18 protein-coding genes and 3 tRNA genes are annotated in these 22,571 nt (G+C 61.9%); all 21 read right to left on the bottom strand.

The genetic code is table 11. The features are described from left to right. Position 1: 1 nt before the first annotated feature. The 21 genes from BT199_RS02425 to leuD all read right to left on the bottom strand — a co-directional run bounded on the left by BT199_RS02425 (position 2) and on the right by leuD (position 22,571). Positions 2-1,237, bottom strand: a complete 1,236-nt coding sequence (locus BT199_RS02425) for a c-type cytochrome (protein ID WP_072433791.1) — start codon at positions 1,235-1,237, stop codon at positions 2-4. 2 nt (positions 1,238-1,239) lie between these two features. Further along, complete coding sequence (locus tag BT199_RS02420) at positions 1,240-1,779, bottom strand: (2Fe-2S)-binding protein (RefSeq protein ID WP_014719147.1); 540 nt, start codon at positions 1,777-1,779, stop codon at positions 1,240-1,242. Beyond that, complete coding sequence (locus BT199_RS02415; protein ID WP_072433790.1) at positions 1,772-4,603, bottom strand: xanthine dehydrogenase family protein molybdopterin-binding subunit; 2,832 nt, start codon at positions 4,601-4,603, stop codon at positions 1,772-1,774. The genes BT199_RS02420 and BT199_RS02415 overlap by 8 nt, the downstream gene beginning before the upstream one ends. A gap of 388 nt (positions 4,604-4,991) precedes the next feature. After that, positions 4,992-5,068, bottom strand: a tRNA-Asp gene (locus BT199_RS02410). A 105-nt stretch (positions 5,069-5,173) separates the two neighbouring features. After that, positions 5,174-5,250, bottom strand: a tRNA-Asp gene (locus tag BT199_RS02405). 56 nt (positions 5,251-5,306) lie between these two features. Next, a tRNA-Val gene (locus tag BT199_RS02400) sits at positions 5,307-5,382 on the bottom strand. A gap of 107 nt (positions 5,383-5,489) precedes the next feature. Further along, complete coding sequence (locus BT199_RS02395; RefSeq protein WP_072433789.1) at positions 5,490-6,254, bottom strand: SDR family oxidoreductase; 765 nt, start codon at positions 6,252-6,254, stop codon at positions 5,490-5,492. An 11-nt stretch (positions 6,255-6,265) separates the two neighbouring features. Continuing rightward, entirely contained in the window at positions 6,266-7,477 is a 1,212-nt protein-coding gene (locus tag BT199_RS02390) for an O-succinylhomoserine sulfhydrylase (protein WP_014719150.1), read from the bottom strand. A gap of 65 nt (positions 7,478-7,542) precedes the next feature. After that, positions 7,543-9,048 carry an amidophosphoribosyltransferase gene (gene purF, locus BT199_RS02385; protein WP_003192537.1) on the bottom strand — a complete coding sequence of 502 codons (1,506 nt, stop codon included), beginning with the start codon at positions 9,046-9,048 and terminating at the stop codon, positions 7,543-7,545. Positions 9,049-9,089: 41 nt separating this feature from the next. Then, entirely contained in the window at positions 9,090-9,647 is a 558-nt protein-coding gene (locus tag BT199_RS02380; RefSeq protein WP_014719151.1) for a CvpA family protein, read from the bottom strand. A 258-nt stretch (positions 9,648-9,905) separates the two neighbouring features. Then, the gene (locus tag BT199_RS02375) at positions 9,906-10,574 is read right to left on the bottom strand and encodes an SPOR domain-containing protein (RefSeq protein ID WP_014719152.1); all 669 of its coding nucleotides are present in this window, start codon (positions 10,572-10,574) and stop codon (positions 9,906-9,908) included. Beyond that, complete coding sequence (gene folC, locus BT199_RS02370; protein ID WP_019820868.1) at positions 10,558-11,865, bottom strand: bifunctional tetrahydrofolate synthase/dihydrofolate synthase; 1,308 nt, start codon at positions 11,863-11,865, stop codon at positions 10,558-10,560. The genes BT199_RS02375 and folC overlap by 17 nt, the downstream gene beginning before the upstream one ends. Next, entirely contained in the window at positions 11,862-12,782 is a 921-nt protein-coding gene (accD, locus tag BT199_RS02365; protein ID WP_014719154.1) for an acetyl-CoA carboxylase, carboxyltransferase subunit beta, read from the bottom strand. Before accD ends, folC begins: the two co-directional genes overlap by 4 nt. A 245-nt stretch (positions 12,783-13,027) precedes the next feature. After that, the gene (locus BT199_RS02360) at positions 13,028-13,660 is read right to left on the bottom strand and encodes a phosphoribosylanthranilate isomerase (RefSeq protein WP_072433788.1); all 633 of its coding nucleotides are present in this window, start codon (positions 13,658-13,660) and stop codon (positions 13,028-13,030) included. Positions 13,661-13,723: 63 nt separating this feature from the next. Continuing rightward, complete coding sequence (truA, locus tag BT199_RS02355) at positions 13,724-14,548, bottom strand: tRNA pseudouridine(38-40) synthase TruA (protein ID WP_003192549.1); 825 nt, start codon at positions 14,546-14,548, stop codon at positions 13,724-13,726. Between the two features lie 207 nt (positions 14,549-14,755). Continuing rightward, positions 14,756-17,281 carry a FimV/HubP family polar landmark protein gene (locus tag BT199_RS02350; RefSeq protein WP_072433787.1) on the bottom strand — a complete coding sequence of 842 codons (2,526 nt, stop codon included), beginning with the start codon at positions 17,279-17,281 and terminating at the stop codon, positions 14,756-14,758. A gap of 161 nt (positions 17,282-17,442) precedes the next feature. Continuing rightward, complete coding sequence (locus tag BT199_RS02345; RefSeq protein ID WP_072433786.1) at positions 17,443-18,453, bottom strand: aspartate-semialdehyde dehydrogenase; 1,011 nt, start codon at positions 18,451-18,453, stop codon at positions 17,443-17,445. A 249-nt stretch (positions 18,454-18,702) separates the two neighbouring features. Beyond that, the gene (gene asd / locus BT199_RS02340) at positions 18,703-19,815 is read right to left on the bottom strand and encodes an aspartate-semialdehyde dehydrogenase (RefSeq protein ID WP_003192554.1); all 1,113 of its coding nucleotides are present in this window, start codon (positions 19,813-19,815) and stop codon (positions 18,703-18,705) included. A gap of 64 nt (positions 19,816-19,879) precedes the next feature. Further along, on the bottom strand, positions 19,880-20,962 hold the full coding sequence (gene leuB, locus BT199_RS02335) for a 3-isopropylmalate dehydrogenase (RefSeq protein ID WP_072433785.1): 1,083 nt from the start codon (positions 20,960-20,962) through the stop codon (positions 19,880-19,882). 53 nt (positions 20,963-21,015) lie between these two features. Continuing rightward, a complete protein-coding gene (locus tag BT199_RS02330) occupies positions 21,016-21,780 on the bottom strand; it encodes a class I SAM-dependent methyltransferase (protein WP_072433784.1) in 765 nt (254 codons plus the stop codon). Between the two features lie 146 nt (positions 21,781-21,926). Beyond that, positions 21,927-22,571 (bottom strand): 3-isopropylmalate dehydratase small subunit, encoded by a 645-nt coding sequence (gene leuD / locus BT199_RS02325; protein WP_072433783.1) that lies wholly within the window; start codon positions 22,569-22,571, stop codon positions 21,927-21,929.

Genomic DNA, 22,571 nt, shown 5'->3' with positions numbered 1-22,571 from the left:
GTCAGTGCGCCTTGTGCTCGATGGACGGCGCCTCAGCCTGCAACTTCTGCACATCGCTCACCGCCAGCTCCGCCGATTGCCCGCCCCAGCCTTGGCGCAGGTAATTGATCAGATCGGTGAGTTGCGCCGGGCTGAGTTTTCCAGCGAAGCCCGGCATCGGTTGCATGTGCTCGAACCCGGAGAACTTCTGCTCACCGATCCCGTCCTCGATCACCCGCACCAGGTTGCGCGGGTCTTCCAGACGCAGCGTGGTGTTGCCGCGCATCGCCACCGCGATGTGCGGCTTGCCTTCACCACCGGCGGCATGGCAACCGGCACAGACGTTCAGGTATTCCTGGCGGCCGCGCTGAGCGCTCGGGCCGAGCTTGTCCACCGGCACTTCGACCAACGCCTTGGCTGCCGGCGGTTTATCGCCGAGCAGGAAGGTCGCCATCGCGGCCAGGTCCGCATCGCTCAGGCCCTGGGTGCTGTTGTGGAACACCGGGAACATCTCGTTGAACATCGTCCCTTGTGCGCTCATGCCGTGCTTGAGGAACGTGGCCAGGTCCTGCTCATTCCAGCCGCGTGCGGCCAGGTCCGTGGCGAGCAGGCTGGGCGCCAGATAGCCATTGAGGATGCCGCCGGTCAGGCGCTTGTCCAGCTCCATCGCACCGGGCAGGCCACGTGGCGTGTGGCATTCGCCGCAGTGGCCGAGCACTTCGACCATGTACTGGCCGCGCTTCCAGGCTTCGCTCTTGCCTTCGGCCGGTTCCAGTTTCAGCGCTTTGCCGTACAACACGTTCCAGCCCATCAAGCCCAGGCGCACGTTGAAGGGAAAGCTCAGGCTCGTGACCGGCGCTGCGCGCTCGATCGGCTCGATGGTTTTGAGGTACGCATGAATGGCGTCCGAGTCTTCACGCGGCATCAGATGGTACGAGGTGTAGGGCATCGCCGGATACAAGTACGCACCGTCGCGACGCTTGCCTTCGGTCAACGCAGCGAAGAACTCGTCATCGCTGTACAAGCCGATGCCGTGTTCTTTGCTTGGCGTGATATTGGTGCCATAGATGGTGCCAAACGGCGAGACAATCGGCAGCCCGCCGGCAAACGGCGCACCGCCCGGTGCAGTGTGGCAGGCCATGCAGTCAGCGGCGCGGGCGAGGTATTCGCCGCGCTTGGCTTGATCATCAGCGTGGGCAAACAATACCGGCGCGGCCAGGCCGACCGCCAAGGCCAGGCGGGTCAGAAAAAGCTTCATGCTTAACCCTCCTTGACCAGGCCGAGATCGGTCAGCACGTTGCGGGTGGCGTTGTAATAACGCACGTACCCGGTACAACGGCAGACGTGATGACCGAGGCTGTCCTCGATGATTTGTTCCAGCTTGCTGTACACGGTCGGCTGGCGTTGCAGTTTCTCCACTAAAACGGTCGCCGCATTGACGAAGCCCGGCGCGCAATAGCTGCACTGAAAGGCGAACTCATCCACGAAGCGCTGCTGGATCGGGTTGAGCTCAGTGACCTGGCCCGACTCATCGCGCTTGGCGTGGCCTTCGATAGTGCGCACTTGCTTGCCTTCAAAGTAATGCGCGCCGGTGATGCAGGTGCGCACTTCTTCGCTGGTGCCGTCCGGGTTGTCGACGATCACCACACAGGCGTGGCAAATGCCTTGGCCGCAGCCCAGCCGCGAGCCCGTGAGGTTTTTGTATTCGTGCAGGTAGTCGATCATCGGCAGGTCATCAGGGATGTCCACCGGGCCGACGGGTTGACCATTGAGGGTCAGTTGAAGCGGACGGTTAGCCATTGAGGGCCTCCTTGATGCGTGCAGCCGTGATTGGCAGGTCGCGAACACGTTTACCGATGGCGTGTGCCACCGCATTACCAATGGCCCCGACAATCGGGATCATCACCACTTCAGCGATACCTTTGGACGGGTCGCTTGGCGACAGCGCCGGCAGAATCTCCGAGGTCTGTTTCCATACGGCAACGTGACGCGCCATCGGCAGACGGTAGCGGTTGAAGTTCCAGTCGCCCTCCCCCGGCCCGCCTTCGTACAACGGCATTTCCTCCATCAACGCGTGACCGATACCCATGGCCACTCCACCTTCGAGCTGGCCTTTGACCAACTCTTCAACCAGCACACGCCCGCACTCGACCCATGAATGGTGATTGAGCACTTCGACCTGCGCCGAACCCTTGTTGACCTTCAACTCGACCAACGTGGCGACGGGGCTGTAGTACGTCACCGCAGCGTTATTCAACTGGGTGGCGGGATAGCTGACGTTCTGGCGATCGAGCAGGTGGAAACCGGCAGTGCTCATCAGCGCCTGCTTGGCTTTCGGTGCGCCATCGCCGTATTTCACCGCCAGACCGTCGAGCGGCAGGCGCTCGCGCACACCGTCGATGCTGTACTCAGCCTCGGCCCAGCTCCAGCGGTTGAACCCGTGGACCGTGGCAGCGGTGACCAGGCCGCGCTCATGAGCGCGCTTGGCCAGTTCTTCAAAGCTCAATGGCTGCATGCCGTTGGCAGTGAGCTTGCCGTCCACCCAATGTGCGTCTTCGCGGCGCACCACATAGGGGTTGGCCTGGCCGCCGAACGGGCCCTGGCGCCAGATCTCCAGCGCTGCCGGCCACAAGCCGTGGTTGAACAGCACACGCGCCGCTTCACGGGTGGCGTGGCTGAAGTAGTACGCCGAGTTGGTCGCGGACGACGCCGACGCGAGCTTGCCCACCCAACGCGGGTTGCGCAGCAGGTTGTCCTGCTCGGCCTGGCTCATGGTGTAGGGGTTGCCGCCGGTGACCAGTTGCATTTCCTGCCATTGTGTTTCGCCGGTTTTCACTTCGTGGGCCGGGCTGCCAAGGAAGTCGGCGACCACCAGCGATTGCGAAGTGGACATGCCGGTGCCGATTTCGATCCCGATGTGGCGCAGGCTGATGCGGCCGTCAGCGCTGAATTCAACACTGGCCATCGGCGCTTCGGAACCGGTGCCGAAGTCTTTCTGGCAGATGGCAAAACCGACGCCATACCAGTTATCCGGGTCTGCGGCTTCGCGCTGTTGCTTGATCGCGTCGCGGTTTTTCCATACGTCGTGCGCAGCGGCCTTGTCGAGAATTTCGTGCAGCCGCAACGCACCGGCAGGGATCGCGCCCTGGGTGTTCTTCATGCCCGAACGCAGTGCGTTCTTGCGTCGCAATTCAATGGCATCCACACCGAGGCGACCGGCGATTTCGTCGACCATCATTTCGGTCGCCGCCATGCTTTGCAGGGTGCCGTAGCCCCGCATCGAACCGGCTTCAACGCCACGGGAATGGTACGCGGTGACTTGCAGGTCGTTCTGCGGCATGTAGTAGATCGACTGCGCCGCCGTGGCGCCGACCGCAGCCACCGACGGGCTGTAGTTGATCCGGCCACCGCCGTCGACGCTCATGTCGGCGAGGAAGATTTTGAAGCTGTGGTCGTTCTTGTCGACCGCCAACTGATAGCGGATATCGAACGGGTGACGCTTGATGCCGCTCTGGAATTGCTCGTAACGATCATTGGCCAGACGCACCGGTACACCGGCGCCATACAACGCAGCGAGGGCGGCGTAGTAGACGAAAATGTTGTGGTCTTTGGAACCGTAACCCACGGTATAACCCGGATGCATGTTCAGGTGGGCCAGGCCGAAGCGCGACGGCGAGATCATCTTGGCGGTCTCGGTCGCCACTTCCAATGGGCACTGGGTGGCCACCACAAAGTGCAGGGTCTTGGTTGCTGGATCGTACCAACCGTTGCCGTTGTCCGGCTCCATGGCGGCCGGTTCGATCGATGGGGTTTTGTAGCGCTCGTCAAACACCAGCCAGTTGTCCGGTGGCGTGTTGATCTGGCTCTTCATGCGCTCGGCGTAGAACAGCCCGCGCTCGGTCAGGTTGCCGTGCAGGTTTGGCTGGGAATTCCACACCGGGCGACGGTTTTTCAGCATCGGGAACAGGATCGAATCCTTGAGGCTGGCGAATTCGTCTTCGTCGGCCGAGGTCGGGCCACCCACGCGCACGTAGCGGAAGCTACCGTAGGGGTCACCTTCGTAATACGGCACTTTGGCGCCGTAACGAATCGCCTTGTCATTGAACTTGAGTTTGTTCTTGGCCTGACGGAAACGCTCGAAGTCGTTCCAGATCAGGATCGCCACCGGGTGACCGATGAACATCGGCACTTTGCCCTCGGGCAACAACGGGTCCGGCGCATGTTCTTCCGGGAAGACGATACCGTCCTTGTCCAGGTCGGCAGCGGTGACGATACGGTCCGGCTGCAGCTCGGCGCCAAGCCACGACAGGTCGTAGCCCGCGTAGATGTGGTCGGCCTTGATGGTTTTGAGCAACATGGCGTGACCTTGCTGCGCAGGCCAGCCGGGCATGTCCTTGGAGCGGATGTCGCGGGCAAACACCTTGCTGCCGCAGACTTTCGACAAGGCATCGTTACGCTGGCGCGCCTTGCCGTTATGGCCGAGCCACTTTTCAGACGGCACGGTCACGCTGTTTTCCATCAAGGCAGCCAGCGCCTGGGTGCTGAGCGGCGTGAGCGTGACACTCACACCCGCCACCAGCCCGCCCTGAAGGAACGAGCGCCGGGTTATTTCACGGTTGGACATGGATCATCCTCTGAGCGGTTATAAATCCGCCCTTATGGTTAAGTACACCGAATCTGGAGACTTGCAGAAGCCTTTCTCGACGAATCAAAAGGCCATGATGACAGTGCAAAGTTGACCGAAGGGTTAACTTTAAAGGTTTCTGCGCCTGCGGCAAATAACCACATTGAAATTTTTTGACACAAGAACGCAAAAACGGCCGACAGAATCGAAATGATCTGTCGGCCGTTTGCCGATAATGAGCGCTGGTGGTAGCGAAGAAGATGAGGTTTTTTCCAAACCCCAGACACAAAAAACCCCGGTCTTTCGACCAGGGTCTTTGCTATCGGATCAAGGTGAGCCAGTGGCTTTCCTTGTGCTTCAAGGCGTTCAGTGGGCCTTGAGGCAGATATGGCGCAGCGGACGGGACTCGAACCCGCGACCCCCGGCGTGACAGGCCGGTATTCTAACCGACTGAACTACCGCTGCGTATCGCTTGGCTGATTGAGCATGAACCCTCAACCACCTTTAAACATCTGATCGATCAGCCTTGGCTGTTCAATCTCAAGCCCGACAGATCGAACCTGGAAAATATGGCGCAGCGGACGGGACTCGAACCCGCGACCCCCGGCGTGACAGGCCGGTATTCTAACCGACTGAACTACCGCTGCGCGTCGGTGCAACCTTTAACGTTGCGTCTTGCCCTAGGGGCAAAACTCTCAAGAAGTGGTGGGTGATGACGGGATCGAACCGCCGACCCTCTGCTTGTAAGGCAGATGCTCTCCCAGCTGAGCTAATCACCCTTTGCTTCGTTGAGGCCGCGAAATTTACGCAGGTAGCGGACCTAAGTCAATAGCCTGCTTGAAGTTTTTCTGAAAAAGACAAAATAACTTCAAGGCGGCTACCCGCCCTACTCGCTGTAAATCATCTTCTTGCTCATGCCGCCGTCCACCACGAACTCTTGCCCGGTGACGAACCCGGCCTGGCGTGACAGCAACCAGGCCACCATCGCCGCCACGTCCTCCACCGTCCCCACCCTGCCCGCCGGATGCTGGGCATGATCGGAGTCGGTGAGCGGCTCTGCACGCCGCGCAGCCGGGTCACGTGCGTCGATCCAGCCAGGGCTGACCGCATTGACCCGCACTTCGGGCCCCAGGCTCATGGCCAACGCGTGGGTCAGGGCCAACAGCCCACCTTTGCTGGCCGCATAGGCTTCGGTGTCGGGCTCGGATTGACGCGCCCGGGTCGAGGCCAGGTTGACGATAGCGCCGCCGTGGGCACGCAGGTAAGGCGCGCAGTGCTTGGCCAACAGCATCGGCCCGCTGAGGTTGACCGCCAGCACCCGATTCCAATACGTCAGATCGAGGCTTTCCAGGGTGATATTGCGCGGGTCGGCCACCGCCGCGTTGCACACCAACGCATCCAGGCGCCCGAACTGCCCCAGCACCTCGGCGACACCCTGGGCCACTTGCTTCTCGTCGGCCACGTCCATGGTGATAAACCAGGCATTGTCGCCCAGCACCTTGGACACCTTGGCACCGCGCTCGCGGTCCAGGTCGGTCAGCACCACCTGCCAACCTTCACTGATCAGCCACGCGGCAATCCCGAGGCCAATGCCCCGCGCCGCGCCCGTCACCAGCGCCACGCGCCCGTTACTGGCCGCCGCAGCCTCCATGGACCACTCGATCACAAGGCCGCCAGCCCGCGGGCCAGGTCTGCCTGCAAATCAGCAACATCTTCCAGGCCCACCGCGATGCGGATCAGGCTGTCACGAATGCCGGCCGCTTCACGCTCCTGCGGCGCCAGGCGCCCGTGGGAGGTGGTGCTCGGGTGGGTGATGGTGGTCTTGCTGTCACCCAGGTTGGCGGTAATGGAGATCAAGCGTGTCGCGTCGATGAAGCGCCAGGCGCCGTCTTTGCCGCCCTTCACTTCAAAACTCACCACCGCCCCGAAACCACGCTGCTGGCGCTGGGCCAAGGCGTGTTGCGGGTGGCTCTTGAGGCCGGCGTAATGCACTTTCTCGATACCGTCCTGCTGCTCCAGCCACTCGGCCAGGGCCTGGGCGTTGGCGCAATGGGCTTTCATGCGCAGGCTGAGGGTTTCCAGGCCTTTGAGGAAGATCCAGGCGTTGAACGGGCTGAGGGTCGGGCCGGCGGTGCGCAGGAAGCCCACCACTTCCTTCATCTGCTCGCTGCGACCGGCCACCACGCCGCCCATGCAACGGCCCTGGCCGTCGATGAACTTGGTTGCCGAGTGCACCACGATGTCCGCACCCAGCTTCAGCGGTTGCTGCAAGGCCGGGGTGCAGAAGCAGTTGTCCACCACCAGCATCGCGCCCTTGGCATGGGCGACTTCGGACAGCGCGGCGATGTCCACCAGCTCAGCGAGCGGGTTGGACGGCGATTCGACGAACAACAGCTTGGTATTGGCCTTGATGGCCGCCTCCCAACCGGACAGGTCCGCCAGGGGCACGTAATCGACTTCAATACCGAAACGCTTGAAGTACTTTTCGAACAGGCTGATGGTCGAGCCGAACACGCTGCGCGATACCAGCACATGGTCGCCGGCGCTGCACAGGCTCATCACCACCGCCAGGATGGCCGCCATTCCGGTGGCAGTCGCCACGGCCTGCTCGGCACCTTCCAGGGCCGCGATGCGCTCTTCAAACGCACGCACGGTCGGGTTGGTGTAGCGCGAATACACGTTGCCCGGCACTTCGCCAGCAAACCGCGCAGCGGCGTCGGCGGCAGTACGGAACACGTAGCTGGAGGTGAAGAACATCGGGTCGCCGTGCTCACCTTCCGGGGTACGGTGCTGGCCGGCGCGCACAGCCAGGGTATCGAAAGCTACGCCATCGAGGTCGCTGTCCAACCGACCGGCATCCCATTCCTGACTCATGCTGCGACTCCTTATTCAATTCTTTGTTTAAGATACAAAACCGGCCCCTCAGGGCCGGTGTTTACTCAGTTGTTATACAGGTCGATGATCGCGCTGACCGCCTGGGTCTTGATCTTCGACGAGTCGTTGCGCGCCTGCTCGATCTTGTTCAGGTAGGCCTCGTCGACATCGCCGGTCACGTACTTGCCGTCGAACACGGCGCAGTCGAACTGCTCGATCTTGATCTTGCCACCGCCAACCGCTTCGATCAGGTCCGGCAGGTCCTGGTAGATCAGCCAGTCGGCGCCGATCAGGTCGGCCACGTCCTGGGTCGAACGGTTATGCGCGATCAGCTCATGGGCGCTCGGCATGTCGATACCGTACACGTTCGGGTAACGCACCGCGGGCGCCGCAGAGCAGAAGTACACGTTCTTCGCCCCGGCTTCGCGGGCCATCTGGATAATCTGCTTGCAAGTGGTGCCGCGCACGATGGAGTCATCCACCAGCATCACGTTCTTGCCGCGGAACTCAAGTTCAATGGCGTTGAGCTTCTGACGAACCGACTTCTTGCGCGCAGCCTGGCCGGGCATGATGAAAGTACGGCCGATGTAGCGGTTCTTCACGAAGCCTTCGCGGAATTTGACGCCCAGATGGTTGGCCAGCTCCAGCGCGGCAGTACGGCTGGTGTCCGGAATCGGGATGACCACATCGATATCGTGCTCGGGACGCTCGCGCAGGATCTTCTCGGCCAGCTTCTCGCCCATGCGCAGGCGCGCCTTGTAGACCGAGACGCCGTCGATGATCGAATCCGGACGCGCCAGGTAGACGTGTTCGAAGATGCACGGGGTGAGTTTCGGCGCTACGGCGCACTGACGGGTGTGCAGCTTGCCGTCTTCAGTGATGTAGACAGCCTCGCCCGGCGCCAGGTCGCGGATCAGGGTGAAGCCCAGCACGTCCAGGGACACGCTTTCGGAGGCGATCATGTACTCGACGCCTTCGTCGGTGTGACGCTGGCCGAATACGATCGGACGAATGCCGTGGGGGTCGCGGAAACCGACGATGCCGTAACCGGTGATCATCGCCACCACCGCATAACCACCGACGCAACGGTTGTGCACGTCGATCACGGCGGCGAACACGTCTTCTTCGGTCGGCTGCAGCTTGCCGCGCTGGGCCAGCTCGTGGGCGAACACGTTGAGCAACACTTCCGAATCGGAGCTGGTGTTGACGTGGCGCAGGTCAGATTCGTAGATCTCCTTGGCCAGTTGTTCAACGTTGGTCAGGTTACCGTTGTGCGCCAAAGTGATGCCGTAAGGCGAGTTGACGTAGAAAGGTTGAGCTTCGGCCGAGGTCGAGCTACCGGCAGTCGGGTAGCGCACATGGCCAATGCCCATGTGCCCGACGAGGCGCTGCATGTGACGCTGATGGAACACGTCACGCACCAGGCCATTGTCCTTGCGCAGGAATAACCGGCCGTCGTGGCTGGTCACAATACCGGCAGCGTCCTGGCCGCGGTGCTGGAGGACGGTTAGCGCGTCATACAGCGCCTGATTGACGTTCGACTTACCGACGATACCGACGATGCCACACATGCGACGCAACCCCTACTTAATGAATCTTGACTGAACACAGCTTACTGAGGCGTTTTGGCCGGTAAGAGGTGTTCCTTGAACGGAAGATCAGCGGGTACGCTGATTCCGCTGGCCAGCCACTGACTGCTCCACCCCAGAATGAGGTTCTTGGACCAGTCTGCAACCAATAGAAATTTTGGCACGAGTACCGACTCCTGCCACCACGAATCCTGCTGTACCGGCCCCAGGCTCAACAGCCCGACCGCCACCACCACCAGCAGCGCGCCACGCGCAGCCCCGAAGGCCATGCCGAGAAATCGATCGGTCCCTTCGATGCCGGTGACACGTATCAACTCGCCAATAAGATAATTGACCATTGCCCCCACCAACAGCGTGGCGATGAACATGATGGCGCAGCCCGCGATGACGCGAGCCGAAGGTGTCTCTATGTACCCGGCCAGGTAGACCGACAGTGAACCACCGAACATCCAGGCTACGACTCCTGCGATGATCCAGGTCAGCAACGACAGTGCTTCTTTTACGAAGCCGCGGCTCAGACTGATCAAAGCGGAGATGGCGACGATTGCAACGATCGCCCAATCAACCCAGGTAAATGGCACAGTGCAGCCTACGTACGGATAAGGCGGCGCATTTTAGCAGAGCGCCGGGCTATCGGTAAGCGGTGATTGCGGCTGCTTTGCAAATCAATAGATTGGGAGCGAGCAAGTCGATCTCAACCCCATCACAAAACCAATGTGGGAGCGGGCTTGCTCGCGAATGCGGTGGGCCAGCAACAAATAAGTCGACTGATCTACCGCATTCGCGAGCAAGCCCGCTCCCACATTTGAACCGCGCCGCCAGCCAAAGCCGGTGTTTGTTCAGCCGCGCTCGGGCTGGAAACGCACCACAAACCCGTTGAGGTTCTGCTGACGACCCAGCAAATCGCGCAGGCGATCTGCCTCGGCACGCTCGATCAGCGGCCCCACAAACACACGGTTCTTGCCATCGGCACTGCGGATATAGGCGTTATACCCCTGGGCACGCAGCTTTTTCTGCAAGGCATCGGCGCTTTCGCGATTGGCCAGGCTGGCGAGCTGGATCGACCAACTGATCGGCAAGCCATTAGGGTCGATGCGGCTCTGACCCACATCCGGCTTACCCGGTGCAGCAGGCTGCGGCGCCACAGGCTTGGGCGCTGGCGCCGGTGCAGCCGGTTTGGCGGCGACAGCCGGGGCTGGCGTCGGCTTGACCACCGGCACACTTGGCTGCACCGGCATCGAAGGGGCCTGCGAAGGTGCCTGCTGGGTGACGACCTCCTCCTCGACGGGCACAGGTTCTTCCGGCAACACCTGAGGCTCAGGCACAACTACCGGTTCGACTTGAACCTGGGGCACCACCGGCGCCTGGGGCGCAGCGGGAGCTTCAACCACCACCTGGCGCTGTTCGTCCTGACGGGAAAACAGCATCGGCAGGAAGATCACCGCCAACGCCACCAGCACCAGGGCCCCGACCATTCGCTGCTTGTATGCGCTATCCAGTAATGCCATGTGCAGCTTCCTCCGTGGAGCGCCGGGCCAGCCATTCGAGCGCCTCGGCAACACAATAAAATGATCCGAACAACAGGATTTCGTCTTCGGCCGCAGCCAGCGCACACTGCGCCTCAAGGGCGGCAGTGATGCTTGCATACGACGTCACGGGCGCGCCAAGGTTCTGCAAGGCAGTTTCCAGCTCAACCGCAGGACGGCTGCGCGGCGTATCCAGCGGCGCAACGGCCCAAGACTGTACGCTGCCAAACAACGGCGCTATTACGCCATCAAGATCCTTGTCGGCCAGCAACCCGAACACCGCCAGGCGGCGGCCGGCCGGTGGTGTGCGCGCCAGGCGCTGAGCCAGATAGTGAGCCGCATGGGGGTTATGCCCGACATCCAGCAACAGGTTCAGGCGCTTGCCTTGCCAGTCCAGCACCCGGCGATCCAGGCGCCCCACCACCTTCGTCGCTCGCAGGGTTGCGCCGATCTGCTTGGCATCCCACGGCAGATCCAGCAGCAAATAGGCTTGCAGCGCGAGTGCGGCGTTTTCCATCGGCAGGTTCAGCAACGGCAAATCGAGCAGCTCTACCACCTTGCCACGGGCATCACGCCCACGCCATTGCCAGTGGGTCGCACCGATGTCGAGATTGAATTCACGACCGCGCAGGTAGAACGGGCAATCCAGCTCGCGCACCTTGTCCAGCAAAGGTTGCGGCGGATCCAGGTCGCCACAGAGCGCGGGCCTGCTCTGGCGGAAGATCCCGGCCTTTTCATAGGCCACAGACTCGCGGGTATTGCCTAGATAGTCGGCGTGATCAACACCGATGCTGGTGACCAGCGCCAGGTCGGCATCCACCACGTTGACCGTATCCAGGCGCCCGCCGAGGCCGACTTCCAGCACGACCACATCCAGCTGCGCACGCTCGAACAGCCAGAACGCCGCCAGGGTGCCCATTTCGAAATAGGTCAGGGAAGTCTCGCCACGCCCGGCCTCCAGGGCTGCGAAGGCTTCGCACAGCTGGGCATCAGTGGCTTCTACGCCATTGAGCTGCACCCGCTCGTTGTAGCGCAGCAGGTGCGGCGAGCTGTACACGCCGACTTTGAGGCCCTGGGCCTGCAACAGCGCGGCCACAAAAGCACAGGTGGAGCCTTTGCCGTTGGTGCCGGTCACCGTGATCACACGCGGTGCCGGCTGACCCAACCCGAGGCGGGCCGCTACCTGTTGCGAGCGCTCCAGGCCCATGTCGATGGCGGACGGATGCAACTGCTCAAGGTAGGCGAGCCACTCGCCCAGGGTACGTTGGGTCATAGGTTTGCAGGCACCGGCGGCACGACGATCGGCTCGACTTTAGGCGCGACGTACACAGGCGTCGGCAGGCCCATCATTTGCGCCAGCAGGCTGCCCAGGCGCGGGCGCAACTCGCCACGCGGGATGATCAGGTCGATCGCACCGTGCTCCAGCAGGAACTCGCTGCGCTGGAAGCCTTCCGGCAGTTTCTCCCGCACGGTCTGCTCGATCACGCGTGGGCCGGCAAAGCCGATCAGGGCTTTAGGCTCGCCAACGATCACATCGCCCAACATTGCCAGGCTGGCGGACACGCCGCCGTAGACCGGGTCGGTCAATACGGAGATGAACGGAATGCCTTCTTCACGCAGACGCGCCAGAACCGCCGAGGTCTTGGCCATTTGCATCAGGGAAATCAGGGCTTCCTGCATACGCGCACCACCGGAGGCGGCGAAGCAGATCATCGGGCAACGGTTTTCCAGGGCATAGTTGGCAGCGCGAACAAAGCGCTCACCGACGATGGCACCCATGGAACCGCCCATGAAGGAGAATTCGAAGGCCGAAACCACCACCGGCATGCCCAGCAGCTTGCCGCTGACCGAAATCAGCGCGTCTTTCTCGCCGGTCTGCTTCTGCGCGCCGACCAGACGGTCCTTGTACTTCTTGCTGTCGCGGAACTTGAGACGGTCAACCGGCTCCAGGTCGGCGCCCAGCTCATTACGGCCGTCGGCATCCAGGAAGATGTCGATACGGGCGCGGGCGCCAATACGCATGTGGTGGTTGCACTTGGGGCAAACGTCCAGGGTCTTTTCCAGCTCCGGGCGATACAGTACCGCGTCGCAGGATGGGCATTTGTGCCACAGACCTTCAGGAACCGAGCTTTTCTTCACCTCGGAACGCATGATCGAAGGGATCAGTTTGTCTACTAACCAGTTGCTCATGCTTTCTTTTCTCCAGTACCGGTGGCTTGAACACAGCCCCGCGTATGCCCTTGAGCTAAATTCATATGTGGCGATGACACAGGCGGGACGGGGTCAGACGTTGGACCTGCCATTTCCCGCTCGTATCCTCAGCCTTCCAGACAACCTGCCAGCGCAGGGTTGCCACTTCGTTTCCGGGCCACCCACAGGCGGCGCCGGGCTGTTTTACACAGTGGTAGTTATGGACGGCGGCAGACTGCCAGCCGTCACATCCCACCCCTGCTGTTGCGCACGGCCTGCATGAACGCGCGAATCTTGCTCGGGTCCTTGATCCCCTTGCCCTGCTCCACCCCACCGCTGACGTCGACGGCATACGGCCGAACCTGTTCGATGGCCGCCTGGACATTTCCTGGGGTGAGCCCACCCGCGAGAATAACCGGCTTGCTCAACCCCTCGGGAATCAGCGACCAGTCGAACGCCTCGCCCGTACCACCGGGTACGCCTTCGACGTAGGTGTCCAGCAGAATCCCGCGAGCGCCGGCATACGCGGCGCAGGCTGCGGCAATATCGTCCCCGGCCTTGACCCGCAACGCCTTGATGTACGGGCGCTGATAGCTTTCGCATTCCTCTGGCGATTCGTCGCCGTGGAACTGCAACATATCCAGCGCCACCGCATCCAGGGTCTCGTTGAGCTCGCAGCGGCTGGCATTGACAAACAACCCCACGGTGGTCACGAAGGGCGGCAACGCAGCGATAATCGCCCGCGCCTGCAGCACATTTACCGCCCGTGGGCTCTTGGCATAAAACACTAGGCCAATGGCATCCGCCCCCGCTTCGACTGCCGCCAGCGCGTCTTCTATGCGGGTAATCCCGCAAATCTTGCTGCGAACGGCTGACATGTCGTAGGAACCTCAGGGTTGGTCCGAGAAAGTCCCGGATGGTAACAAAAGCTTTTCCGGGCGTCAGCCGCCAAGTTCGCTGAAACCGGTGAGGAAGTGCGGCCCGATAAAGCGTTCCGGCAGTTCGAACTCGTCGCGGTACTCCACATCCACCAGATACAAGCCGAACGGATGCGCCGTGACCCCGCCCGTGCGGCGGATGCGGCTTTCCAGCACTTCCTTGGCCCACTCCACCGGGCGCTCACCGGTGCCGATGGTCATCAGCACCCCAGCGATATTGCGCACCATGTGATGCAGAAAGGCCCCGGCACGGATATCCAGCACGATCATCTTGCCGTGGCGCGTCACCCGCAGGTGGTGGACTTCCTTGATCGGCGACTTGGCCTGGCACTGCCCGGCACGGAAGGCGCTGAAGTCATGCACCCCCACCAGATGCTGCGCGGCTTCGGCCATACGCTCGGCATCCAGCGGGCGGTGGTTCCAGGTGATTTCTTCATTGAGGTGCGCCGGGCGGATCTGATCGTTGTAGATCACGTAGCGGTAACGCCGGGCGATGGCCTTGAAACGGGCGTGAAAATGCGCGGGCATGACCTTGGCCCAGCTGACACTGACATCATGGGGCAAATTGATATTGGCCCCCATCACCCACGCCTTCATCGACCGCTCGGCCTGGGTGTCGAAGTGCACCACTTGGCCACACGCGTGCACGCCGGCATCGGTGCGCCCGGCACACATCAGCGACACCGGCGAGTTGGCGACTTTGGACAGGGCGTTTTCCAGGGTTTCCTGCACCGTCAGCACCCCGGAGGCCTGACGCTGCCAGCCGCGATAGCGCGAGCCTTTGTATTCCACGCCCAGGGCGATGCGGTAAAAGCCTGCGGCCGCCATTTCGGCAGCCGCGTTATCTATATTTGCCAAGAACTGAGAGCCTGATGAGTTGCGCAAAGGCGGGCATTATAGGGCGTCAGGGTGCATGAGTGGACTTTAAATATGGGAGCGGGCTTGCTCGCAAATGCGCCGTGTCATCCAGCACATCAGCAACTGCACCACCGCATTCGCGAGCAAGCCCGCTCCCACATTTTTCTGCGTCGGCCGTTAGATTCTGCCGAGCATTTCCTTGGCTTCGCTACGCTGACCCTCGTCGCCTTCGGTCAACACTTCGGACAGGATGTCTCGCGCGCCGTCCGCATCGCCCATGTCGATGTAGGCCTGGGCCAAGTCGAGCTTGGTGGCCACTTCATCAGTGCCAGAGAGGAAATCGAACTCTGGCTCATCCTCAGCACCCAGCGCGGCATCTTCAGCCGTGAAGGAAGGCTCGATCGGCGGATGCTCCAGACTCTGTGACAAACGATCCAGTTCAGCGTTGACGTCGTCCAGCTCCGAAGCAAAAGCATCGGGCTTGGCTGCCGGGGCGCTCGGCTCGTCCGCCAGCGACAGGTCAAAGTCTTCTGGCAGGTCGAATTCGTCCAGCGCGGCCGGCGTCAGGGTCGGCGGCTCAACCGGCGGGACATCCTTGATCTGCCCTTCAAGGCCCGACAGGAAGTCGTCATCGGATTTCGACGTCGGCGGGTCCAGTTGCAGGTCCAGGTCAAAGTCCGACAGATCCTGCGCATCGGCCTTGGGCTCAGTCTGTTGTTTGAGCAGCGCTTCAAAGGTTTGCTGGTCTTGCGCGATCTCGGCCGGCGAGGCGGCTTCCAGGTCATCCAGACTCAGGTCGAAATCGGTGTCGAAGGTGTCTGCCTGCGGGGCTGGGGTCGGCTTGTCATCGAGCAGGTCCTTGACGTACTGCGCATCCAGGGCCGCGGCAGCCACTGCGGCACTGACACCCGCCGCCAACACGGCCATGGCCGGGAAACGCGCCTTGAGCTGCTCGACCTGGGCATGGTTCTCACCGTTGGCCACCAACTGGCGCTCCTGGGTGACGAACCCGTCCTTGTTGTTCTGCAGCCCATAGACTTCCATCAGCTTCAAACGCAGGTCGCTGCGCTTGGGCTCGCGCTTGATGGCTTGTTCAAGCACATCCGCCGCCTGGTTCAGATGGCCACGGTCGATATGGGATTGGGCCTGGGCCAGGGCGTCACTGGCGTTTTCCTGAGCCACGGCAACCGCCAACGGCGCCAGCACGGAGGCGACCGTCGGTGCCACTACCGTCTCAACCACCGGCGCCGGCGCGGGCGCAGATGCTGGCGGCGTTGCGGTGGCGAGCTTGACGCTCGGCGGCGGCACTTCAAGGCCCTCGAAGCTGTCAGGCGGCAGGTCTTGATCGATATTGGAAACGAACTCAGGCTCTTCGGCCAACGCCCGTGCCATACGCAGATGTTTCTCTTCTTCGCGGCGAGCATTGCGATGGCGTGCCCACAGCAGCAGAAGCAGCAACACCACCAGCAGGGCCGCACCGCCAAGGATGCCGAGCACAATCGGGTTGGTCAGCAGGTCGTTGAACTTGCCTTCGGTGCTGGCCGGCGCAGCAGCCGGCTTGGCCGGTTCAGGCACTGGCGCTGGTGTTGCAACGGGGGCCGCCGGCTCAGCTGCAGGTTCACCCGGCAACTGCGCGGGCATCGCGGCTGTCTGTGGCTCGCCCGTTTGCGCTTGCAAACGAGCCAATTGGTCATTCTTCAGCTGGATCAGCTTCTGCAGCTTGTCCAACTGGCTTTGCAAGTCGGCGGCACGGCTTTTCAGTTCTTCGTTGTCGCGCCGCGTGGTGTCGAGCTCTTCCTGGGTCATTGCCAGCTTGTCGCTCAGGGCGCGGCTGTCACCGACGGTGCCCTTCGCGCCTTTCTTGGCAGCTTCGGCCGACACCAGGCTCAGGTTATCCTTGGCCTGGGTACTCGACGGCGCATTGCCGGCCTGGGTGCGTTTGGTCGCGTCCAACTGCGGCTTGCCGGCCACTTGGCTCTGAGGGCCACGGCGGCCCTGGCGCCAGGCGGCGTTCTGCGCGCTCACTTCGGCAATCGCTTGCGGCTGCGCCAGCGCTGTACTTTGCGTGGTATCTGGCAGGCGCAGGACCTGGCCGGTTTTCAGGCGGTTGATATTGCCGTCGACAAAGGCATCCGGGTTAAGCGCCTGGATGGCCAGCATCGTTTGCTGGACCGAGGCGCCATTGCGGTTCTTTGCGGCAATTTCCCACAAGGTGTCGCGGGACGTGGTGGTGTGCTGGGCAGGCGTGCTGGCGGCTGGCGCGGTACTGGCCGGCGCGCTCGCCGTCGGCGCTGGCTGATCGAACTTGGCCGGGTCGAGCAGTACGCTGTAGTCACGCATCAAACGGCCATTGGGCCATTGCACCTGCATGAGGAAGCGCACATAGGAATCGGGCAGAGGCTTGCTGGAGGTCACGCGCACCACGCTGCGACCTTCGGGGTTGATCACCGGCGTGAACGTCAGGTCATCGAGAAACGCCTGGCGGTCGACACCCGCATCCACGAAGGCCTGGGCCGACGCCAGGCTAGGGGTGATCTCGGACGCCGTAAGGCCGCCCACATCGCGCAATTCGATTTCCACCGACAGCGGCTGGTTCAACTTCGACTTGAGGGTCATCTCCCCAAGTTGCAGCGCCTGCGCCATACCGGAGGACAGCGCCGAGGCGGCCGCTATTGCTAACACCAGTTTGCGAACTTGAACCATAGCCTCATCCTTTGTTTGAACGCTTCCCGCCCTGCGAGAAGGTTGGTAACCGCTGCCATTAGGCATGGCGAGCCGATAGGTCACCGACGCGCTTGTGTTTCACTTGGGACCAAGCATAGCGCCTGGTTAGAATCAATCTACAAATTGCCGCCAAGTATCTTTTACACAAGGCCTTTTATCAACAACTGCGCCAGCTCCACGGCGTTCAGGGCCGAGCCTTTGCGTACGTTATCTGACGTCAGCCAAAGATTTAGTTCCGCCGGGTCGTCGATACCGGCGCGAACTCGCCCTACGTACACCACGTCCTGGCCGACGGCATCGCCTACGGCCGTGGGGTAATCGCCCTCCTCGACCCGCTCTATTCCCGGTGCAGCGTCGAGCGCACGGTTCACCGCGTCCAGGTCGACCGGCGCGGCCAATTGCAGCGACACAGCCAGGCTATCGCCGAAAAACACCGGGGCTTGAACGCAGGTGGCGGAAATCTTTAGTAAAGGTGTTTCCAGCACCGCACGCAGTTCGTGTACGAGACGTTTCTCCAGGGCGGTATGACCTTGGGCATCCGGCGTGCCGACTTGCGCCAGCAGGTTGAACGCCACTTGCCGATCAAAGAACGCCGGTTCCAAGGGACGCACGTTCAACAGTTCAGCGGTCTGGCGCGCCAACTCGCTGACGGCCTCGCGGCCCTGGGCAGAGATGGCCAGGTTAGCGGTGACGCTCACGCGCTGGATGTCCACCACACCGCGCAAGGGCGCCAGCACCACCGCGAGGTACGTGGCACAGGGGCTCGGGCTGCCGAGTTGAAAAGGCTTTTTCAACGCGTTCAGCACATGGGCGTTGGCCTGCGGTACCACTTGCGGCGCCTGCTCGGCGGGCAATGCGCCGGACAAGTCAATCACCGCGCAACCAGCGGCGGTGGCACGCGGGGCGAAGCTCAAGGTCACCGCCGGGCCTGCAGCGAAGAACGCCAACTGCACCTTGCTGAAGTCAAACGTGTCGACTTCTTTGACCCGCACGTTCTTGCCCCGAAACGGCACCGAAGCCCCCGCCGAGTTGCTGCCCGCCAGCAAGTACAAGGTGCCCACCGGGAACTCCAGTTCTTCGAGAATCTGCACCAGGGTTTCACCCACGGTACCGGTGGCGCCGATCACGGCGATTTCAAAGGTCTGGGTCATGGGGTTGCCTCGGGCATTACGGGGGAGCGGCACTTTACCGGGTGGTAGAGGGTGAGGCAATTACAGCCCCCCTGATCGTTCCCACGCTCTGCGTGGGAATGCCTCCTGTGACGCTCCGCGTCACGCCTCTAAAGCAGACGCAGAGCGTCCAGAGCTGCATTCCCACGCAGAGCGTGGGAATGATCACAAAGGCAACAAAAAACCCGCGCCTGTCACCAGAACGCGGGTTTCTGTTATTGCTTCAAGCGATCAACGCTCCAGCAAAATCCGCAACATGCGACGCAACGGCTCAGCCGCGCCCCACAGCAGTTGGTCGCCGACGGTGAACGCGCCGAGGAACTGGCTGCCCATGTTCAGCTTGCGCAGACGGCCCACCGGTACATTCAGGGTGCCGGTGACCTTGGTCGGGCTCAGCTCCTGCATGCTGATATCGCGGTTGTTCGGCACCAGCTTGACCCAGGGGTTGTGCTGGCTGATCAGGCCTTCGATATCGGCGATCGGCACGTCTTTGTTCAGCTTGATGGTCAGCGCCTGGCTGTGGCAACGCATGGCGCCAATGCGCACGCAGATGCCATCCACCGGGATCGGGTTCTTGAAGCGACCCAGGATCTTGTTGGTTTCGGCCTGGGCCTTCCACTCTTCACGGCTCTGGCCGTTAGGCAGTTCCTTGTCGATCCACGGGATCAAGCTACCGGCCAATGGCACGCCAAAGTTCTCGGTCGGGTAAGCGTCGCTGCGCATGGCCTCGGCCACACGGCGGTCGATGTCGAGGATGGCGCTGGCCGGGTCAGCCAGTTGATCGGCGACAGCGGCGTGGGTCGCGCCCATCTGCTTGATCAGTTCGCGCATGTTCTGCGCGCCGGCGCCGGAGGCCGCCTGATAGGTCATGGCGCTCATCCACTCCACCAGGCCCGCTTCGAACAGGCCACCCAGGCCCATCAGCATCAGGCTCACGGTGCAGTTGCCGCCCACGTAGTTCTTGGTGCCGGCGTCCAGTTGCTGATCGATGACCTTGCGGTTGACCGGATCGAGGATGATCACCGCGTCATCCTGCATGCGCAGGCTCGAAGCGGCGTCGATCCAGTAACCCTGCCAGCCGGCTTCGCGCAGCTTGGGGAAGACTTCGCTGGTGTAGTCGCCACCCTGGCAGGTCAGGATCACGTCGAGGCTCTTCAACTCTTCAATGCTGTAGGCATCCTTGAGCGGGGCAATATCCTTGCCCACGGACGGCCCTTGGCCACCTACGTTCGAAGTGGTGAAAAACACCGGCTCAATAAGATCGAAATCCTGCTCTTCCAGCATCCGCTGCATGAGCACGGAACCGACCATACCGCGCCAACCGATCAGACCTACACGTTTCATCGCAACTACACCTTGTTAAAAAGTGGGCCGCCTTGCAGCAACAACTGCAAGCGGGCCCGAGAGATTACAGATTCCGCAGCGCGGCGACTACTGCGTCGCCCATTTCTTGCGTCCCGACCTTGGTACAACCCTGGGACCAGATATCGCCCGTGCGCAAGCCCTGATCCAGCACCAGGCTGACAGCCTTCTCGATGGCGTCCGCCGCATCGCCCAGGTTGAAGCTGTAGCGCAGCATCATCGACACCGACAAAATCGTCGCCAGCGGGTTGGCAATGCCCTGCCCCGCGATGTCTGGCGCCGAACCGTGGCACGGCTCGTACATACCTTTATTGTTGGTGTCCAGGGACGCCGACGGCAGCATGCCGATGGAACCGGTGAGCATCGACGCCTGGTCGGACAGGATGTCGCCGAACAGGTTGTCGGTGACGATCACGTCGAACTGCTTGGGTGCGCGCACCAACTGCATGGCGGCGTTGTCGACGTACATGTGGCTCAGTTCGACGTCCGGGTAATCCTTGGCGACTTCTTCGACGATTTCACGCCACAGCTGGCTGGAAGCCAACACGTTGGCTTTATCCACCGAGCAGACCTTTTTACCGCGCACCCGCGCCATGTCGAAACCGACACGGGCGATACGGCGGATTTCGCTCTCGCTGTACGGCAGCGTGTCGTAGGCCTGGCGTTCGCCATTTTCCAACTCGCGCACGCCCCGTGGCGAGCCGAAGTAGATACCGCCGGTCAGCTCGCGCACGATGAGGATATCCAGGCCCGCCACCACTTCCGGCTTGAGGCTCGACGCGTCGGCCAGTTGGGGGTAGAGGATGGCCGGGCGCAGGTTGCCGAACAGGCCCATTTGCGCACGGATTTTCAGCAGGCCGCGCTCAGGGCGGATGTCACGCTCGATCTTGTCCCATTTCGGCCCACCCACGGCGCCGAGCAGCACGGCATCGGCAGCCCGGGCGCGGTCGAGGGTCTCGTCGGCCAGCGGCACGCCGTGTTTGTCGATGGCGGCGCCGCCGATCACATCGTGGCTCAGCTCGAAGCCCAGGTTGTACTTGCTGTTGGCAAGCTCAAGGACCTTGACCGCTTCGGCCATGATTTCCGGACCAATACCGTCGCCAGGGAGAATCAGAATCTGCTTGCTCATGCGTTCCTCATTTCATCAAGCGACCCGCCCGTGGGCAGGTCGGGAAAAATCAATCAGCGTTCGGCGAAGACCACCAGCACATCGGTGCTGAAGGTGCCGTCGGCTTGAATGTCATAATAATCGCGTACTTCCTGGCCCATCGCCTTTTGCAGCTCCAGGATTGCTGCCCGCAGTACCTCGGGCGTGCGCATGCGCTCGACCCACGAGGTGTATTCCAGGCGCAAGCGCTGGCGGCTGCTGTTGCGTACGTGCAGGCCGGCCTCACTCAACTGGCGCATCCACTCAGCGCCGGAGTAATCACGCACGTGGCTGGTGTCGCGCAGCACTTCGACGGTTTGCAGGTAAGTGTCCAACAGTGGGCTGCCCGGTGACAAGACATCCACAAATGCCGCCACGCCGCCCGGCTTGAGCACCCGGCGCACTTCACGCAGGGCCAGGCTGAGGTCGCTCCAGTGATGGGCCGAATAACGGCTGAATACGAAGTCGAACTCACCCTCGGCGAAGGGCAAGCGCTCGGCGGCGCCGTGCACGGTGCGGATGTTGGCCAGGTTGCGGTCCTTGGCGGCGGCAGCCACCACGTCAAGCATCTGCTGGGAGAGGTCGTAGGCCACCACTTCTTTGACCAGAGGCGCCACCTGGAAGCTGACATGACCTGCGCCGCAGCCCAGGTCCAACAGTCGTGCAGCGCCCTGCCCGGCCAGCTCGGCCTGTAGCACAGCGAATTCGGTGCCCTGGGCGTGTACGGCGCTGCTCAGGTAGGCCGAGGCTTGCTCGCCGAATTGTTTTTGCACGACTTGGGAGTGGGCGGTGGTGGTCATGATGTTGTCCTTGAGACTTGTGCTGTTTGTACTGACGCCTTCGCGAGCAAGCCCGCTCCCACATTCGACCGAGTTTCTTCAGTTGAAATGCAATCAAATGTGGGAGCGGGCTTGCTCGCGAAGAGGCCAGACCTGCTTACATCAAATCAGGCATCGCGAAACAACCAGGGCTGGCTCGCCCGGTGCCTGGTTTCAAACGCAGCAATCGCATCGCCGTCCTGCAAGGTCAGGCCAATGTCATCCAGGCCGTTGATCAGGCAGTGCTTACGGAAGGCATCCACTTCAAAGTGGTACACCTTGCCGTCAGGGCGGCTCACGGTTTGCGCGGCCAGGTCCACCGTCAATTGGTAGCCGACATTGGCCTCCACTTGCTGGAACAACTCGTCCACTTCTGCGTCGCTCAAGATGATCGGCAACAGGCCGTTCTTGAAGCTGTTGTTGAAGAAGATATCGGCGTAGCTCGGCGCGATGATGCTGCGAAAGCCGTACTCTTCCAGGGCCCACGGCGCGTGTTCACGGCTGGAGCCGCAACCGAAGTTTTCCCGGGCCAGCAACACGCTGGCACCTTGGTAACGCTCGGCGTTGAGCACAAAGTCCTTGTTCAGGGGGCGCTTGGAGTTGTCCTGGTAGGCGTAGCCCACGTCCAGGTAGCGCCACTCATCGAACAAGTTGGGGCCGAAACCGGTGCGCTTGATCGACTTCAAAAATTGCTTGGGGATGATCTGGTCGGTGTCCACATTGGCACGGTCCAACGGCGCTACAAGGCCTGTGTGTTGGGTAAAAGCTCTCAT

It is taken from the genome of Pseudomonas sp. NFR02 (assembly GCF_900119375.1).
Taxonomy (GTDB): domain Bacteria; phylum Pseudomonadota; class Gammaproteobacteria; order Pseudomonadales; family Pseudomonadaceae; genus Aquipseudomonas; species Aquipseudomonas paracarnis.
This window is presented reverse-complemented; position numbering and strand designations above follow the sequence as displayed.

Coding starts and splice junctions, on each gene's coding strand:
- BT199_RS02350 (WP_072433787.1), bottom strand. CDS start 17,281: ATGGTTCAAGTTCGCAAACTGGTGTTAGCAATAGCGGCCGCCTCGGCG.
- folC (WP_019820868.1), bottom strand. CDS start 11,865: ATGACCCAACGTACCCTGGGCGAGTGGCTCGCCTACCTTGAGCAGTTG.
- BT199_RS02415 (WP_072433790.1), bottom strand. CDS start 4,603: ATGTCCAACCGTGAAATAACCCGGCGCTCGTTCCTTCAGGGCGGGCTG.
- leuD (WP_072433783.1), bottom strand. CDS start 22,571: ATGAGAGCTTTTACCCAACACACAGGCCTTGTAGCGCCGTTGGACCGT.
- BT199_RS02360 (WP_072433788.1), bottom strand. CDS start 13,660: ATGTCAGCCGTTCGCAGCAAGATTTGCGGGATTACCCGCATAGAAGAC.
- BT199_RS02395 (WP_072433789.1), bottom strand. CDS start 6,254: ATGGAGGCTGCGGCGGCCAGTAACGGGCGCGTGGCGCTGGTGACGGGC.
- accD (WP_014719154.1), bottom strand. CDS start 12,782: ATGAGCAACTGGTTAGTAGACAAACTGATCCCTTCGATCATGCGTTCC.
- BT199_RS02375 (WP_014719152.1), bottom strand. CDS start 10,574: ATGGCATTACTGGATAGCGCATACAAGCAGCGAATGGTCGGGGCCCTG.
- BT199_RS02425 (WP_072433791.1), bottom strand. CDS start 1,237: ATGAAGCTTTTTCTGACCCGCCTGGCCTTGGCGGTCGGCCTGGCCGCG.
- BT199_RS02420 (WP_014719147.1), bottom strand. CDS start 1,779: ATGGCTAACCGTCCGCTTCAACTGACCCTCAATGGTCAACCCGTCGGC.
- BT199_RS02330 (WP_072433784.1), bottom strand. CDS start 21,780: ATGACCACCACCGCCCACTCCCAAGTCGTGCAAAAACAATTCGGCGAG.
- BT199_RS02345 (WP_072433786.1), bottom strand. CDS start 18,453: ATGACCCAGACCTTTGAAATCGCCGTGATCGGCGCCACCGGTACCGTG.
- BT199_RS02390 (WP_014719150.1), bottom strand. CDS start 7,477: ATGAGTCAGGAATGGGATGCCGGTCGGTTGGACAGCGACCTCGATGGC.
- leuB (WP_072433785.1), bottom strand. CDS start 20,962: ATGAGCAAGCAGATTCTGATTCTCCCTGGCGACGGTATTGGTCCGGAA.
- purF (WP_003192537.1), bottom strand. CDS start 9,048: ATGTGTGGCATCGTCGGTATCGTCGGTAAGTCGAACGTCAATCAGGCG.
- truA (WP_003192549.1), bottom strand. CDS start 14,548: ATGGCGGCCGCAGGCTTTTACCGCATCGCCCTGGGCGTGGAATACAAA.
- asd (WP_003192554.1), bottom strand. CDS start 19,815: ATGAAACGTGTAGGTCTGATCGGTTGGCGCGGTATGGTCGGTTCCGTG.